Genomic DNA, 16,231 nt, shown 5'->3' with positions numbered 1-16,231 from the left:
GCCCGTTACCGTTACCGGCATGTTCACCGCCCACCTGTCGCTGACGGACTTCCGGTCCTACCCCACCGCCGAGCTGGCGCTCGAACCCGGGGTTACCGCCTTCGTCGGGCCCAACGGGCAGGGCAAGACCAACCTGGTCGAGGCCATCGGCTACGTCGCCTCCCACGCGTCGCACCGGGTGGCGACCGACGCCCCCCTCGTCCGCCACGGCGCCGCCCGTGCCGTCATCCGCGCCCAGATCGAGCGTGACCAGCGGCGCGCGCTGGTCGAGCTGGAGATCAACCCGGGCAAGGCCAATCGCGCGAGGGTCAACCGCGCGCCGGTCTCACGGGCCAGAGACGCGCTCGGGGTGCTGCGGACCGTCCTGTTCGCCCCCGAGGACCTCGCCCTGTCGAAGGGCGACCCGTCGGAGCGCCGCAAGTTCATGGACGACCTGCTCGTCGCCCGCCACCCCCGCTTCGCCGGGGTCCGGGCCGACTACGAGCGCGCGCTCAAGCAGCGCAACGCGCTGCTCCGGACCGCCTCGCAGGCCCGCCGCAGGAGTCCCCGCCGGCAGATGGACGACGCCGCCTTCGCCCAGGCCGGTGCCGGGGACACGTTGTCCACACTCGAGGTGTGGGACTCCCACCTGATCCGCCACGGCGCCGAGCTGCTCGCCGCCCGGCTCGACCTTGTGGAGAACCTGCGACCCCTCGTGGCCAAGGCGTATGCGGAACTGGCGCCCGGTTCCGTACCGGCGGAGATCGGTTACCGATGGTTTTCCACAGACGACGCCGACCTGGGGACGGACCGCGCGGAACTCGCCGTACGGTTGGGACAGGCGCTGGCCGAGGCACGCGCGCAGGAGATCGAGCGGGGGGTCACCCTCGTGGGTCCCCACCGCGACGATCTGCTGCTGAAGCTCGGTGAGCTGCCGGCGCGGGGCTACGCCAGCCACGGGGAGTCGTGGTCGTTCGCGCTGGCGCTGCGGCTGGCCGCCTACGACCTGCTGCGTTCCGAAGGAGGCGATCCGGTGCTGATCCTCGACGACGTGTTCGCGGAGCTCGACTCGCAGAGAAGGCGGCGGCTGGCCGAGATCGTCGCCCCGGCCGAGCAGGTGCTGATCACGGCGGCGGTGGCGGAAGACGTACCGAAAGAACTGAGCGGTGCCCGGTTCGACGTCACCGAGGGGAGTGTGACCCGTGTCGGGTGACGATCCGAAGGAGTCGGCGGCCAAGGGGGCGGCGCTGGCGCGGGAGAAGCTCGCCCAGGCGAAGGCCGACGCGCAGCGGCGGGGGCAGTTGCCGCGCACCGAGCCGCGCAAGAAGAAGGGCGGCCCCAAGCGCGACTCAGGTGATCCGCTGACTTTCGGTGCGGCGATCGCCGACCTGCTGGCCTCCCGGGGATGGGAGGAACCGGTCGCGATCGGCGGGGTCTTCGGGCGCTGGCGGGAGATCGTCGGGGCCGAATTGGGGCTGCACACCCGTCCCGAGGCGTTCGAAGACGGCGAGGTCATCGTCTCGGCCGACTCCACCGCCTGGGCGACGCAAGTACGTTTGCTCGCTCCCACCCTGGTCAGAAGGCTGAACGAGGAATTGGGAGAGGGCACGGTGACCGCTGTGAAGGTCCGCGGGCCCAACCTCGCGCCTCCGCGACAGGCAGGCCACATCCGGGTGAAGGGAAGCCGTGGACCGGGTGACACTTTCGGCTGACGCGGGCTTCCACAAGATCATGTGATCTCTTGTGGAAAAGTCTTGCACCGGCTCGAAATCGCGTCTGACGCGTTGAACCCCTGTGGCCGGGGTGTCACACCAAAACCAAGATCATCGCATTAGAAGGCATCACAGCCCCCGTCAATGCCACCTGAGGCTCCCGGAGCCGGTAGAATGAAAGTGGACTTAAGGACACGTCCGTTTGCGTGTCACCCCGGCCGTGGCGAGCCGATTCCCCAGGGTGAGCGCATCGGGGCACTCACGACGGTGACGGGCACGGCAGGGAGCCATCCTATGTTTCCCTTCCGCGTGTCCGCGGCAGGAGGATTTCGCACTTGTCCTACGACGCAGGCTCAATCACCGTTCTCGAAGGTCTTGAGGCGGTTCGCAAGCGCCCGGGTATGTACATCGGCTCGACCGGAGAACGCGGTCTCCACCACCTTGTGTACGAGGTTGTGGACAACTCCGTCGACGAGGCCCTGGCGGGGGTTTGCGACCACATCGAGGTCACCCTGCTCGCCGACGGCGGCGTGCGGGTAGTCGACAACGGCCGTGGTATCCCGGTCGCCGAGCACCCGACCGAGAAGAAGCCGACCCTCGAGATCGTGCTGACCGTCCTCCACGCCGGCGGCAAGTTCGACGGCAAGTCCTACGCCGTCTCCGGTGGTCTCCACGGCGTGGGCATCTCGGTCGTGAACGCGCTGTCCAGCCGCCTCGAGGCCGTGATCAAGCGCGACGGCCACGAGTGGCGGCAGTCCTACCTGCACTCCAAACCCGTCACCGAGCTGATCCAGGGCGAGGCCACGGAGGAGACCGGGACCACGATCACCTTCTGGCCCGACGACACCATCTTCGAGACCACCACCTGGAACTTCGAGACGCTCTCGCGCCGCTTCCAGGAGATGGCCTTCCTCAACAAGGGCCTCACGATCGTCATCAGGGACGAACGGCCCGACCACGGCTCCGACGACGAGCCGACAGAGATCACTTACTTCTACGAGGGCGGCCTGTCCGACTTCGTCACCCACCTGAACTCCAAGAAGGAGTCGGTGCACAACTCGGTCATCGACTTCGAGGAGCACGGCGAGGGCATCTCGGTCGAGATCGCCATGCAGTGGAACGCCTCCTACTCCGAGTCGGTCTACACCTTCGCCAACACGATCAACACCGCCGAGGGCGGCACCCACGAAGAGGGCTTCCGCGCCGCGCTGACGACCATCGTCAACCGCTACGCGCGCGAGCAGAAGTTCCTCAAGGAGGGCAAGGACGACAACCTCACCGGTGACGACGTCCGCGAGGGCCTGACCGCGATCATCTCGGTCAAGCTGGCAGAGCCCCAGTTCGAGGGCCAGACCAAGACCAAGCTGGGCAACACCGAGGCCAAGTCGTTCGTGCAGAAGGCCTGCAACGACCACCTGCGCGACTGGTTCGAGCGCAACCCCGGCGAGGCCAAGGAGATCATCAGCAAGTCTCTCCAGGCCTCCCGCGCCCGCATCGCCGCCCGTCAGGCCCGTGACCTGACCCGCCGCAAGTCGCTGCTGGAGAGCGGTTCGGGGCTGCCCGGCAAGCTGGCCGACTGCCAGTGGAGCGAGCCCGAGAAGTGTGAGCTGTTCATCGTCGAGGGCAACTCGGCCGGTGGTTCGGCCAAGGGCGGCCGCGACTCGCGCTTCCAGGCGATCCTGCCCATCCGCGGCAAGATCCTGAACGTCGAGAAGGCGCGCATCGACCGCGTGCTGAAGAACACCGAGGTCCAGTCGCTGATCACGGCGCTCGGCACCGGCGTACACGACGAGTTCGACATCTCGAAGCTCCGCTACCACAAACTGATCCTGATGGCCGACGCCGACGTCGACGGTCAGCACATCACGACGCTGCTGCTCACCCTGCTGTTCCGCTTCATGCGCCCGCTGATCGAAGCCGGTCACGTCTACCTCTCACAGCCGCCGCTCTACAAGATCAAGTGGGACCGGAAGGGCGAAGACGCGTCCTACGCCTACTCCGACCGCGAGCGCGACGCCGTCATCCAGGCGGGCATCGATTCCGGCAAGCCCGACCCCCGTCCGCGTGACAACGTGCAGCGCTTCAAGGGCCTTGGCGAGATGAACGCCAACCAGCTCTGGGAGACCACGATGAACCCGGACACGCGGCTGCTCCTCCAGGTCACCCTCGACGACGCCGCCCAGGCCGACGAGATGTTCACCGTCCTCATGGGCGAGGAAGTCGCCCCTCGCCGGGAGTTCATCATCAGGAACGCGCGCGACGTGCGCTTCCTGGACGTCTAGACCGCGGCAGCCGAACCCCACCCTGTGAAGGATTGACGTGACGGAAGTTAACCTGCCTCCGGGCCCGCCGCCGGCTGACCGCATCGAACCGGTGGACATCCAGTCGGAGATGCAGCGCAGCTACATGGACTACGCGATGTCGGTCATCGTCTCGCGTGCCCTCCCCGACGTGCGCGACGGCCTCAAGCCGGTGCACCGCCGGGTGCTCTACGCCATGTTCGACGGCGGCTACCGCCCCGACCGCGGCTACTTCAAGTGCTCGCGCGTCGTCGGCGACGTCATGGGCTCCTACCACCCCCACGGCGACAGCTCGATCTACGACACCCTCGTCCGGCTGGCCCAGCCCTGGTCGCTGCGCTACCCGCTGGTCGACGGCCAGGGCAACTTCGGCTCCCCGGGCAACGACATGCCCGCGGCCATGCGATACACCGAGTGCAAGCTCGCCCCCATCGCCATGGAGATGCTGCGGGACATCGACAAGGAGACCGTCGACTTCCAGCCGAACTACGACGGCCGCTCCCAGGAGCCGATGGTCCTGCCGTCGCGCTTCCCCAACCTGCTGGTCAACGGCTCGGCCGGCATCGCGGTCGGCATGGCGACCAACATCCCGCCGCACAACCTGCGGGAGATCGGCGAAGCGGTCAAGTGGGCGCTGGAGAACTACGAGGCGAGTGAAGAGGAGCTCCTCGAAGGGCTCATCGCCCGGGTCAAGGGCCCCGACTTCCCCACCGGCGCGCTGATCGTCGGCAAGCGCGGCATCGACGACGCCTACCGCACCGGCCGCGGTTCGATCACGATGCGCGCGGTCGTCGAGGTCGAAGAGGACAACAAGGGCCGCCAGTGCCTGGTGATCACCGAGCTGCCCTACCAGGTCAACCCCGACAACCTGGCGCTGTCGATCGCCGAGCTGGTCAAGGAAGGCAAGATCAACGGCATCGCCGACGTGCGCGACGAGTCGTCGTCGCGGGTCGGCCAGCGCCTGGTGGTCGTGCTCAAGCGCGACGCGGTCGCCAAGGTCGTGCTGAACAACCTCTACAAGCACACCCAGCTCCAGACCACGTTCGGCGCCAACATGCTGGCCCTGGTCGACGGCGTGCCCCGCACGCTCAGCCTCGACCAGTTCGTCAAGTACTACATCGGCCACCAGATCGAGGTCGTGGTCCGCCGGACCCGCTACCTGCTGCGCAAGGCAGAAGAGCGGGCCCACATCCTGCGCGGCCTGCTCAAGGCCCTGGAGCGCCTCGACGACGTGATCGCCCTGATCCGCCGCTCGTCCTCCGCCTCGGCCGCCCAGCAGGGCCTGATGGACATGCTGGAGATCGACGAGACGCAGGCCCAGGCGATCCTGGACATGCAGCTCCGCAAGCTCGCCGCCCTGGAGCGCCAGCAGATCCAGGACGAATACGAGGGCCTCATGGTCCAGATCACCGACTACAACGACATCTTGAGCAGCCCGAGCCGCCAGCGTCAGATCGTCGGCGACGAACTCGGCGAGATCATCAACCGCTACGGCGACGAGCGCAAGACCGAGATCATCGCGTACGAAGGCGACATGTCCATCGAGGACCTGATCGCCGAAGACGAGATGGTCGTCACGATCACCCGCGGCGGCTACGCCAAGCGCACCAACACCGACCTCTACCGCGCCCAGAAGCGCGGCGGCAAGGGCGTCCGCGGCGCGCAGCTCCGCCAGGACGACATCGTCGAGCACTTCTTCGTCACGACAACCCACCACTGGCTCCTGTTCTTCACCAACAAGGGCCGGGTCTACCGGGTCAAGGCGTACGAACTGCCCGACTCCGGCCGCGACGCCCGCGGCCAGCACCTCGCCAACCTCCTCGCCATGCAGCCCGACGAGCGGGTCATGGAGGTCCTCGACCTCCGCGACTACGAGGTGGCCCCCTACCTCGTCCTGGCCACCCGCAGCGGCCTGGTGAAGAAGACCAGGCTCTCGGAGTACGACTCCCCGAGGTCCGGCGGCCTGATCGCCATCAACCTCCGGGACGACGACGAGGTCATCGCGGCCCGGCTGGTCTCCGAGGAAGACGACCTGCTGCTGGTCTCCAAGAACGCCCAGGCGATCCGCTTCACCGCCTCCGACGAGGCGCTCCGTCCGATGGGCCGCGCCACCAGCGGTGTGATCGGTATGCGTTTCGTCGACACTGATGAACTTCTGGCCATGAATGTCATGAGCCACGGTGATGACGTGCTTATCGCCACCGAGGGCGGGTATGCGAAGCGCACACCGGTTGAGCACTATCCGCTGCAAGGCCGGGGCGGAAAGGGCGTACTGACGGCGAAAATAGTCAGTGCCCGTGGCAAGCTGGTCGGAGCCGTCATGGTGGGACCCGAAGACGAAGTCTTCGCGATCACCTCCGCCGGTGGAGTGATCCGGACCAGCGCCGTAGAGATCAAGCAGTCCGGCCGTCAGACGATGGGGGTCAGATTGATGAATCTCGCGGAAGGCGACAGCGTGGTGGCCCTAGCCCGGAACGCCGAAGCGTTGGAGACTGCCGAAGCGGTGGAGACTGAGAACGGGGCAGGAGACGAGCAATGACCAACTCGGGCAAGACGAACACCGGGGCGGCCAAGAAACCCGCGTCTACCTCGGCTGCCTCGTCGTCGATGCGCGACGGGGTATCCGCCCGGATCGACGACGAGAACAACACGGCCGAGACCCCCAAGGTCCCCGGCCCACCACCCGCGGCGGGACCCAAGCCCGCGGGCGCGGCCCAGGGACCGGCGCAGGGGACTCCTGGGCAGCCTCCGAAGAAGGAGACGCCCAGAGCGCCCCAGAGCGCTCGGGACACTCCCAAGGACGACCCGAAGCCCAAGTCCGACGATTCCACCCTTCGCATCCGCCCGTCGGGCGGCGACAACAAGCCGTGGTCGCGGCCCCAGTCGCCCAACGGTGACCAGAACCGCCTGGCCGGCGACGAGCCGACGGCCGCCTACAAGGCGCCCCGTCTGCCCACGCCGGTCTCGGCCCCCGAGCCGATCGTGACGTCCTCTCGTCCGTCGGTCGAGCCGGTCACCGCCGAGCGTCCCGTCATCTCCACCGCCCCGAAGGACTCCTCCGGACGGGCACCGCGCAAGGCCCACCTGGTCCTGCGCCGCGTCGAGCCGTGGTCGGCCATGAAGTTCAGCTTCGTGGTCTCGCTGGTGTGCTTCGTCGTGCTGTTCGTGGCCGTGGCCGTGCTCTACGGCGTGCTGTCGGCCATGGGCGTGTTCGACGCCTTCGTCCAGGCCGTCAACCAGCTCACCCAGGGCGAGGGCGGGGCCGCGGCCTCGTTCAACATCGCCACCTGGTTCGAGCCGGTGCGGATCCTGGGGTACACGGCGCTGCTGGGGGCGGTGAACGTGGTTCTGATCACGGCGCTCTCTACCCTGGGGGCTGTGATCTACAACCTGTCGGCTGACCTGGTCGGCGGCGTCGAAGTGACCTTCTCGGAAGCCGAGTAGTTCGAGTCGTGATTCCGCGGTGCGACCACACCGCGGAACACGGTAAGCTTTACCCCGTCACCGCGCGAAAGCCGGTCGATGAGGGGCTATAGCTCAGACGGTTAGAGCGCTTCCCTGATAAGGAAGAGGTCCCAGGTTCAAGTCCTGGTAGCCCCACTCGGAGAGTAGGAGACCTGTGGTTAGCGGCTTTGCCGCTTTCCCCATGGTCTCCTTCGTCGTTTATACGGGGGGACGACCCCCCGAGCCCCCCCGATACGAGAGGGCTGCGCCCCCTCGCGCTCCCCCTGGCCGCTTCGCGTCCCTGCGTCGCTGTCGCTCCGGGTCGCTTTGCTCCTTGCGAAGGGCTCCGCCCCTCGCGCTCCCTGGAGGGCCTCGCTTCGCTCGGGTCGAACTGATTTCTTTCTCCGTTACGGCTCCGCCTGGCCAGCCACCCGACCTCTGTGTGGCCGCTCGAGGGCCACAGGACTGATGTGGTTCGTGGAGTCATGACTTGCCCTCTGGTCCATGTGAGAACCATCTTGAGAGCCTCCTTCTCGCTCCAGGTCGTTGCTAGGCGAGACAGCCTTGGGCGCGAGCGGCACAACGCCTCTGGACGCTCTTCAGGACTCGATCAAGGTCCTTAGGGGTGATCACGGTGCTTCGTTCGGGGGCGAGGGACGTTCGTGGCGATCGGCGCCGGATCGGTATCTGATCATGCTGGGCGTCGAATCTGGTTACGACATCGCCAGTAACGCCTACAACAGCGAGGGCCAGAGCCAGGGGTGGCAACGGTGGCCCATCCCTGATCCAGAGCTGCCGAAAGTCGATGTGTACGGCTTCGGCAGCGTGTTGCCGGCCGACCGTGAGACGGCCATGTTGATGGGGCTGCGGACCGGGCACTCTGTGCTGCGGCGGTACAGCGTGTGGTTCCACGCGAAGGTGTGGATCCGCATTGAGGTCAGCTCGTTTTCAACGCTGATCTGATCCCGGACTTCATGCGAGCCGATCTCGTCGGAGAGCTTGACGCCGTTTGTCGGCATCTGGAGAAGGGGCGAGGGCCGGTGTTGCGGGAGGTCACCGTGATGGCCTGAATGCCGTATGAGAACGAGCGGGAACGGCTGGAGATCGAGGCCGGAGCGCCGATTCTGCTGATCCGGCGGATCATGTGCGGCCGTGACGGCTAGGTGCTGGAGATGACCGAGATTCGTGGCGCGGCCGGGCACTTCGAAACCACCAGCGTGAGTGTGTCTCCTGACCAGGATTTGGGCCGGAGCGCTCCGAAGTCTGCCGAAGGTGGACGGGTCATCCTGACGCGTAGTGGCTCAGGGTTTCTTTACTGGTTCAAGCCGCCGTCCTGCGGGCGTCGGGGCGCGGTCCGGCCTGGCGCGGCCGGGCGTGCGGCTCTTCGGCCGGTCCCGGCTGCGCCACCTCCCCGCGCCCGATTCAGAAGGGCCAAGTAGCCGGCCTTCGGCTACTTGGGAGGTTGCCAGCCGGATTTTCCGCTTGGACCATGCATGCAGGCCTCAGTCGGCAAAAAGTAAATAAGTGTCAAAGGTAATAAATCGGTCACAGCCTGGAGGAATGATGTCAACCTGCCCAGGCATTTCCGATACGCAGCGGACATCTGGCCGGTAGCTTGCATGAGCATGAGGCGCATATGGGGCAGTGCATTGGGCATCGGCGCTGTGGTTGCTCTGATCGCAGCAGTCGTTATCTATGTTTTGCGGACGACCGAATCTGGATCATTTGATCCGATTTCGGCGATATTTGCCCTGCTTTCAGTCGGGCTCACTGCTTCCCAGATATACCAATCCAAGCGAAACTTCAACGTCAAGGATGTCGCCAACGACCTTAGGGAGGAGATCAAATATCAACTGGCGCAGTCAAGGCGCCATGCTCTCGGAGGCGAAACTCGGGCCATCGACATCCATTGTCGGATTAACTCGGAATTGCAGGGTAGTAAGAGTTCTAGGCCTTCTCGAAAAAATATTCTCTGGGAAGATGTTATTCGCTATTACCTCGACAATGAGCCGCATCGGATGGTGATCACCGGAGCGGGTGGTTCGGGGAAAACAGTACTTGCCATGGATGTAATCCTGAAATGGATCAACAAGCCCTCTGAGAATGAGCCCGTACCTATTTTGATTCCTGCAGCCGATCTTGACATCCGTCATCCGGTCGCTGATGCGGTATCCAAATGGGTGGTGGGATTCATAACGCAAGAGTATCGATTATCAAAGACCGCTGCATGGAGGCTCGTTCGTGCGGGGATGATCATCCCCGTATTTGATGCATTAGACGAGATGGACCGTGACGACCGTGACGACCGTCAAAGTATACGTAGAATTACGTACGCGATCAACGCCTTTAATGCCTACGTTGATGGTCGCTACAAAGGGAAGTTGATAGCGACCTGCCGAACCGACCGATATGCCAGGCTGCGTGAATCGAATACCTCTGTTAAGGATGCGATCCACGCCGAACTCCTCCCTGTGGACCCAGCAGAAGCGAAGAGATTCTTAAGGGCTCGTGCCTCGGATGTGAGCATTTGGCGACCGGTTTTCGACGTGATGAAACCCGGTCGCCCTCTTGCCGCTGCGCTCAGCACCCCCTGGAGGCTTGTGCTCGCGTCCACCGTCTACAGTTCCCGTTATGGAGACGGTAGTGGAGGAAACCCGTCCGAGCTGGTCGGCCCGGAAATGGACTCGGAAGAGAAAATCCGCGATCATCTGATCACGGACTACATTCCGGCAGTTGTGGGCGATGAAAGGAAAGTCGCCGGCATTGCCGCCAATCGCGTTCGAGATTATCTGGCGACTATCGCGGCCTATCTCGACCGTAACTCTCAAAGCGAATTAATAATCCGCGGGAGATCTCTGCCGGACGTCGACATCGCCCCGCTAGAGCTGTGGCCGCTCTCTGGCGGACGACGTCCTCTTTATATAAACGCTCTCCTGCTGGCTCTGGTCCTTTTTGTCGGCAATCAGGTTGCGCTGATGTATGGTCCGGTCGGTCGGGTAGTCGCCCCGTTTTTTGGCGGTCCATCGATCCTCGGATCCCTCGCCTTCGTGTTCTGGCAGGCATGGCCGCAGCGCGCGGCCGTTTCCTATCCTGCCATTTTGGCCAGCCTAGGGCTTGGATTTCTCTTCGGGATAGTCACTGTCGGCTCCGCCGGACTGATTCCCGTCGTACTGATGACGGCCCTCTCATCAGTGGTCCTGTGGATATCGATCGGGAGCCTATTCGACCTGGTTGGCTATCAACGTCGACGTAAGGTTCCTTATGATCTAACCCCCCGAAGCGGTATCCGTAATGAACTGACCTTCAGCGCCGCAGTTACCGTTTTGGTCGGTGTCTCCCTCGGTCTTGTCTTCGGCGTATCCATCGGAGCCAAATTCGGAAGCCCGCTCGGCATCGCGTTGGGAAGCGTGGCTGGCGTGACCTTCGGCCTGGTGGCCGGATTGACGTTCGGGTGCAAAGCCGTGCGTTATGTCATTCTTCTCGCATGTAGTACACGGCTGAGCAAGAATCCGCTTCCATGGCGACTCGCCCGCTTTCTTGACGATTGTCACCAGGTCGGTCTGCTGCGTCGTTCCGGAACTTTTTACCAGTTCCGTCACAGAGAAGTTCAGGAGTACCTGGCACGTCAGCATAGGGCCGCAAAGTGACAACGCACCAGGTTGTTGCCGCCCGTGCGACCGGGAATCGCAGAACGAGCGAGCACAAGCCCGGACCAAGGGAGAACCGCCCCCTCGCCGGGTGTCTAACTGGGTGACAATCGACCCGGAAGCCGGTGGACCGCCGTGGAAGCCCATGGACTATCCGTGCAGGTGAGAGCAGGTATTGCCCCTGATCTCGACTCCACCCGCCTTGCCTGATAAGGACGAGGTCCCAGGTTCAAGTCCTGGTAGCCCCACTCGGAGAGTAGGAGACCTGTGGTTGGTGCCCTTCGGGCACCTTTTCCATGGTCTCCTTCGTCGTTTATACGGGGGGACGATCCCCGATACGAGAGGGCTTTGCCCCTCGCGCTCCCCCTGGCCGCTTCGCGTCCTTTGGTCGCTGTCGCTCCCGGTAGCTTCGCTCTTTCCGAAGGGCTCCGCCCCTCGCGCTCCCTGAGAGGCCTCGCTTCGCTCGGGTCGAGTTTCTTGCCTTTTCTGTTACGGCTTCGCCTGGTCGGCCATCCGTCGTACGAGGATTTACTCGGTTCTCAATGTGGCCCCGAGAGGCAGTCGGCCTGCACGTCTGGCTGGTAGCCAGGCCAGCACCATCGCGACCGCCACGACGGCCGGGATGAGGGTCGGCGACGGGACCGTGGGAGGGACGTACGCGACCGGTGTCAGGTCGGCGACCACCCGCCACGTCATCCGGCCGAGTGCGATCCCCAGCGGGACTCCCGCGACCAGGCCCGCCACCGCTAGGGCGAGTGCCTGGGATAGGACGGTCAGGTGGGCTTGTGCAGGTGTCAGGCCCAATACCCGGAGGGCTGCGAAGTCGCGGGCGTTGCGTCGTACCGTCGAGCCGGATGTGTATTCGGTGGCTCCTGCGGCGAGGAGGCTGAGGAAGACGCCCAGTAGGCCGGGGAGTATGACCACGTTCCGGATCGAGGTCTGGCGTTGGGGTTCGTCGATCGGGTCGCCGCCCAGCTGGGCCGGGTCGGTGCCGGGGCGCACGGATGCCAGGATGAAGTGGAAGGTGAAGCCGCCGCCTGGGAAGAGTCGGTCGAAGCCGGGCTTGGTCACCCACGCGCCGTCGTCGTAGTCGTTGTGCGGGGCCTTCGGTACGAGTACGTGGCCCGTTACTCGCAGTCCGGCCACCACGTCGGGGTCGCCCAGCGCGGCGGCGGTTCTTGGGGCCAGGGCGATCTCGGTCTCGTCGGTGGGCATGTGGCCTGCCAGTAATGCGGTGGGCAGTGCTTTGCCGGCCAGCGGGGCGTAGCTGAAGACCGGGATCGAGACGTCTCCGGTGGAGAGCACTCCCATGTACGTATCGTTCACCCCGGTGACGGCGTCGTTCGCCGTCCACGCGTCGGCGGGGGACGTCGGCCACTCCTCGCTGTCGAGGCCGGTCATCGTGGCCAGTTCGAAGGTCTGGCCGAACCGTCGTGGGTCGTCGGCGGCGTCCAGGGCGCCGGCCTGGAAGGTCAGGGCTCCGATCACTCCGGCGACGCCCGCGATCACTCCGGCCAGGGCGGGTCTGACCGGCTCGAAGGCCAGTCGCATGCCGTACACGACGGGAACCGGCGCTCTTGCGCGGTCGGCCAGCCGGGCCAGTGTTGATCGGTGCGCTCTGCGGCCTTCGCCGGGGCGGATGATCGCGCCCAAGGCCGCCGCGAGCAGCACTGGGGCGGCGACCGCTGGGTAGACGGGCCAGTCGGCGTACACTCCCGGGTCGGGTTCCAAGGCTGCTGCTCCGCCTAGGGGGAAGAGCAGCGACAGGGGGAGTGCGGCGGCGATCCCGAGCAGGGTTCCGGCGGCCGATGCGGCGACCGGGGCGGCGGAGAAGGCGACCTGAGCTTGGCGGGACGACATTCCCAGGACTCGTAGGGTCCGGATTTGGGGCGCCGAGCCTGCTGCGTGGCGTCCGGCCAACTGTGCGGTGAACAGCAGGCCCGCCAGTAGCGCGGTGCCGCCGAGCGCGGCGAGGACGACTGCTTCGAAGGCGGCCGCGTCTTCGGTGTGCCGCAGGATGGCGGCCAGGTCGAGGATCTCGATGTCCGTTCGGTTGGTGAGAACGGCGAAGTTCTCTCGGAAGGCGGGGAGGGCGGCTGCGCCGCCGGTGAGCCGGATGGCCGCGTTGACGGGTACGTCGGTTTCGATGTGGGCGTACCTGGCGGCGAAGGCCGGGGTGACGCGGAGTTCCGGATACATGAGCATGAGCGGGCTTCTGGCGGCGCCGACCACGCGTAACGGCTGGGGGATCTTGTCCGGTCCCACGTGGACGGTGACCTGGCTACCGATCGTCAGGCCGTTGGCGGCGAGGAACTCGGGTGAGGCCCACGTCTCGTCCGCGGATGTCGGTTCGCGGCCTTCGATCAGCACCGGGTGTTCGACCACGCCGATCTCGTGCTCCGGTGGGTAGCCGATCGACGGTCCCTCTGAGGAGAGCGTGGTCAGGCGGAAGGGGTAGACGGCCGCGACGCCGGGCAGGCGCGCCACGGCGGACCAGTCGAAGCCGGTCTGGTTCGGCTGGACCAGCGCCGTGGCGGGAGTCGTGGCCTCCTCCAGCCGATCGCCCGCCGACGCGCCGCGATGGGCGCCTGACAGGACGGCTACGACGACCGTGCAGGTCACCGCGACCATCAGGACGAGGACCAGGAGAGATCGCCGGCGGGCGCGCGCGTCGAGCAGGATCCAGTGCCACACGGTCTCAGCGTGGCCGCCGGGGAATCGCCGGGACAGGGGGTTGTCCCGCAAGGGCGCGTCAGCTTCGCGTGGCCAGGTCGAAGGTGGTGACCAGTTCTTCGGCGGCGGCGACGGGTTCGAGGCCGGTGACCAGGCGGTCGGCTACGGCGTCGATGGTCGCGCGGACTGTCATGGCCATGAGGTGGGGGTCGAAGGCGCGGAACTCGCCTGCTTCGCGGCCCTGGTCGAACAGTTGGGCCAGTAGGGCCAGGGCTGGGTTTCCGGCACCTGTCGGCTGGGTGTTGAAGGCGATCTGCTGGACCGCGCGTATGTGGGCGGGGTTGGCGGCGATGAACTCCACGTTGGTGCGGATGTAGGTCGCCAGCTTCTCGCGGGAGCTCTCTGCGGTCACGATCTTCGGGTGCATGTACGCCGCCGCATCGGTGAGCACCTTCGTCAGGACGGCTGCCAGCAGGTCGTCTTTGGTGGCGAAGTGGTAGGAGATCAGGCGTTTGCTGCTCAGGCCCGCGTGGCCGCAGATCGCTTCGAAGCTCGTTCCCGTGAAGCCGCGCTCTGCCAGGACCTCGATCGTGGCCTGCACGATCTGGTCTCTGCGGGCCTGGGTCGCGCTGGCTCGGTCGACCGGTGCGGGCATGGTGGGCCTTTCCGCTTCGGTGGCCCTCCCGCCGAGCCTGGTCAGGTCAGTTTGCCAGGCCGGCGGGGGCTCGGGAACGCGGCTCGGACGGCGTGCCGGGTGGCCAGGATCGCTACTCCGGCCAGCAGGAGGCCGATGAGGCCCTGGTCGAACTTCATCCACAGCGGGTAGCCGCTGTCGGGGGCCACGCAGATCAGGACGATGCCGATGGTGCCGAGGATCGAGATGGTCCTGATCCTCACGTAGGCCGAGCGCTTGCCTCTGATCGCCTGTCCGGCCAGCGCGATCAGCCAGAGCGAGGCGGCGGCCACGGCGGCGCTGCGGATCCACACCACCCAGTTGACCAGGTCGGGGTGGTTCCGCAGTGCGGCGGCGGTGATCAAGGTGGCCACTGACACCACCGCCATTCCGATGAACAGGGTCCGGATGCGCTGGAGGTGCAGCAGTACTTTGTTATCCATGTGAGTAATAGTTATACAGGTGGATAAAAAATTCAATCCCTAACGTGCGCCGGCGACGCCGATCAGGTTGCCCTCGGGGTCGGTGAAGTGGCCCACCACCAAGGTGCCGGGGGTGCCGTCGGGGCCCATCTGGCGGGTTCCGCCGAGGGATTCGGCCTTCCGGAGGGCGGTTTCCACATCCGGGACGCCCACGTAGAAGACGACGTGAGGCCGGTGACCGGGGCCGCCGCCGACGCCGCCGTTGAGATCGGTGGGGCCGGTGTTGACGAAGCCGTACAGGCCGGGCTGGGAGATGTTCCGGCTGATCGTGTCGCCCAGTTGGAAGTTCCAGTCGAACAGCTCGCGGTAGAACTCGTGGAGCTTCGCGGGGTCGGTGCCGATGATCTCGAAGTGGACGACTGGCTGTCCCATGGTCGACTCCTTGGTTGTTAATAACAACTTGCTAGTCTTTGTTAACAACCTAGCCAACGAGGGGTGCCGTGCCAACGAGCCGGAGCTATGGGGATGCCTGTGGGATCGCGCGGGCCCTCGACGCCGTCGGGGAACGGTGGGCGCTGCTGGTGGTCCGGGAACTGCTCCTCGGGCCGCAGCGGTTCACCGAGTTGCGCCGGGCGCTTCCCGGAGCGAGTTCGAACCTGCTCTCCGACCGGCTTCGCGAGCTGGAGGGGCGGGATGTTCTTCGCCGCCGCAGGCTGCCGGCACCGGCGAGTTCGTGGGTGTACGAACTGACCGCACGAGGCCGCGAGCTGGAGCCGATCGTGCTCGCTCTGGGCGGGTGGGGCATCGGCCTTCCACTGCCGCCCGAGCCGACGACTCTCAGCGCCACCTCGGTCATGCTCTATCTGCGGGGCGCCGCCAGGCCCGCGGCCGCGATCACCTGCCGCATCGAGCTCGGCGACCGCGTGTGGACCGTCCGGGCCGAAGACGGCCGGGTGCGGGTCGAACCCGGCGAATCCGACGAAGCGGAGGCGGGCCTGCGTACCGACCCGAAGACCCTCAACGCGCTGCTCGACGATTCGGCCCTGCTCGACGCGGCCGTCGCCGACGGGAGGGCCGTCGTCACCGGTGATCCGGTGGCTCTGCGCGCGCTCTTGCGCGTCAGCTGAACAACGAGTGGCGGTTGCCGCGCTTGTGGCGGCGGCGGATCACCGCGACCAGGTCGACGACCGCGATCAACGCGAGGACGGCCAGGATGATGCCCAGGGCCAGGACTCCGGCGAGGAAGGCCACGACGGCCAGGGCCGCGCAGACGATCAGGCCGAAGGCGGCCAGGGCGATGCGCAGGGTGAGCGGGCTTTCCGGTCGCTCCGACGTGGGCGAGACGGTGTCCCAGAACTTGTCGCGAACGTTTCTCATACGC

The 16,231-nt window shown here is 65.8% G+C and carries 13 protein-coding genes and 1 tRNA gene; 9 read left to right on the top strand and 5 right to left on the bottom strand.

Features of this window, described 5'->3' with window-relative positions; all coding sequences use genetic code 11:
• Positions 1-19: 19 nt before the first annotated feature.
• From recF to ACYQ78_RS14860, 8 genes are all read left to right on the top strand, one after another.
• Entirely contained in the window at positions 20-1,192 is a 1,173-nt protein-coding gene (recF, locus tag ACYQ78_RS14895; RefSeq protein ID WP_459801409.1) for a DNA replication/repair protein RecF, read from the top strand.
• Positions 1,182-1,691, top strand: a complete 510-nt coding sequence (locus tag ACYQ78_RS14890; protein ID WP_459801408.1) for a DciA family protein — start codon at positions 1,182-1,184, stop codon at positions 1,689-1,691. Before recF ends, ACYQ78_RS14890 begins: the two co-directional genes overlap by 11 nt.
• Positions 1,692-2,026: 335 nt before the next feature.
• Positions 2,027-3,973: a DNA topoisomerase (ATP-hydrolyzing) subunit B gene (gyrB, locus tag ACYQ78_RS14885; RefSeq protein ID WP_459801407.1), complete on the top strand. Its 1,947-nt coding sequence runs from the start codon at positions 2,027-2,029 to the stop codon at positions 3,971-3,973.
• A 37-nt stretch (positions 3,974-4,010) separates the two neighbouring features.
• Complete coding sequence (gene gyrA / locus ACYQ78_RS14880; protein WP_459801406.1) at positions 4,011-6,530, top strand: DNA gyrase subunit A; 2,520 nt, start codon at positions 4,011-4,013, stop codon at positions 6,528-6,530.
• The gene (locus tag ACYQ78_RS14875) at positions 6,527-7,435 is read left to right on the top strand and encodes a DUF3566 domain-containing protein (protein ID WP_459801405.1); all 909 of its coding nucleotides are present in this window, start codon (positions 6,527-6,529) and stop codon (positions 7,433-7,435) included. The genes gyrA and ACYQ78_RS14875 overlap by 4 nt, the downstream gene beginning before the upstream one ends.
• 82 nt (positions 7,436-7,517) lie before the next feature.
• Positions 7,518-7,591, top strand: a tRNA-Ile gene (locus tag ACYQ78_RS14870).
• Positions 7,592-8,128: 537 nt separating this feature from the next.
• The gene (locus ACYQ78_RS14865; RefSeq protein ID WP_459801404.1) at positions 8,129-8,398 is read left to right on the top strand and encodes a hypothetical protein; all 270 of its coding nucleotides are present in this window, start codon (positions 8,129-8,131) and stop codon (positions 8,396-8,398) included.
• Between the two features lie 662 nt (positions 8,399-9,060).
• Positions 9,061-11,082, top strand: a complete 2,022-nt coding sequence (locus ACYQ78_RS14860; RefSeq protein ID WP_459801403.1) for an NACHT domain-containing protein — start codon at positions 9,061-9,063, stop codon at positions 11,080-11,082.
• A 528-nt stretch (positions 11,083-11,610) separates the two neighbouring features.
• On the opposite strand, the gene ACYQ78_RS14855 is transcribed toward ACYQ78_RS14860, so the two are convergent.
• The 4 genes from ACYQ78_RS14855 to ACYQ78_RS14840 are packed head-to-tail and all read right to left on the bottom strand — an operon-like array spanning position 11,611 to position 15,282.
• Positions 11,611-13,776, bottom strand: coding sequence for an FtsX-like permease family protein (locus ACYQ78_RS14855; protein WP_459801402.1), 2,166 nt, complete (start codon positions 13,774-13,776; stop codon positions 11,611-11,613).
• A gap of 58 nt (positions 13,777-13,834) precedes the next feature.
• A complete protein-coding gene (locus ACYQ78_RS14850; RefSeq protein WP_459801401.1) occupies positions 13,835-14,410 on the bottom strand; it encodes a TetR/AcrR family transcriptional regulator in 576 nt (191 codons plus the stop codon).
• 41 nt (positions 14,411-14,451) lie between these two features.
• Complete coding sequence (locus tag ACYQ78_RS14845; RefSeq protein ID WP_459801400.1) at positions 14,452-14,871, bottom strand: hypothetical protein; 420 nt, start codon at positions 14,869-14,871, stop codon at positions 14,452-14,454.
• Positions 14,872-14,910: 39 nt separating this feature from the next.
• Positions 14,911-15,282 (bottom strand): VOC family protein, encoded by a 372-nt coding sequence (locus ACYQ78_RS14840; RefSeq protein WP_459801399.1) that lies wholly within the window; start codon positions 15,280-15,282, stop codon positions 14,911-14,913.
• 68 nt (positions 15,283-15,350) lie between these two features.
• On the opposite strand from ACYQ78_RS14840, the gene ACYQ78_RS14835 reads away from it, so the two are divergent.
• On the top strand, positions 15,351-15,977 hold the full coding sequence (locus tag ACYQ78_RS14835) for a winged helix-turn-helix transcriptional regulator (protein ID WP_459801398.1): 627 nt from the start codon (positions 15,351-15,353) through the stop codon (positions 15,975-15,977).
• Here ACYQ78_RS14835 and ACYQ78_RS14830 read toward each other — a convergent pair.
• The gene (locus tag ACYQ78_RS14830; RefSeq protein ID WP_459801397.1) at positions 15,970-16,227 is read right to left on the bottom strand and encodes a DUF6343 family protein; all 258 of its coding nucleotides are present in this window, start codon (positions 16,225-16,227) and stop codon (positions 15,970-15,972) included. The genes ACYQ78_RS14835 and ACYQ78_RS14830 overlap by 8 nt on opposite strands.
• Between the last annotated feature and the right edge of the window lie 4 nt (positions 16,228-16,231).

The organism is Herbidospora sp. RD11066 (assembly GCF_054661255.1).
This window is presented reverse-complemented; position numbering and strand designations above follow the sequence as displayed.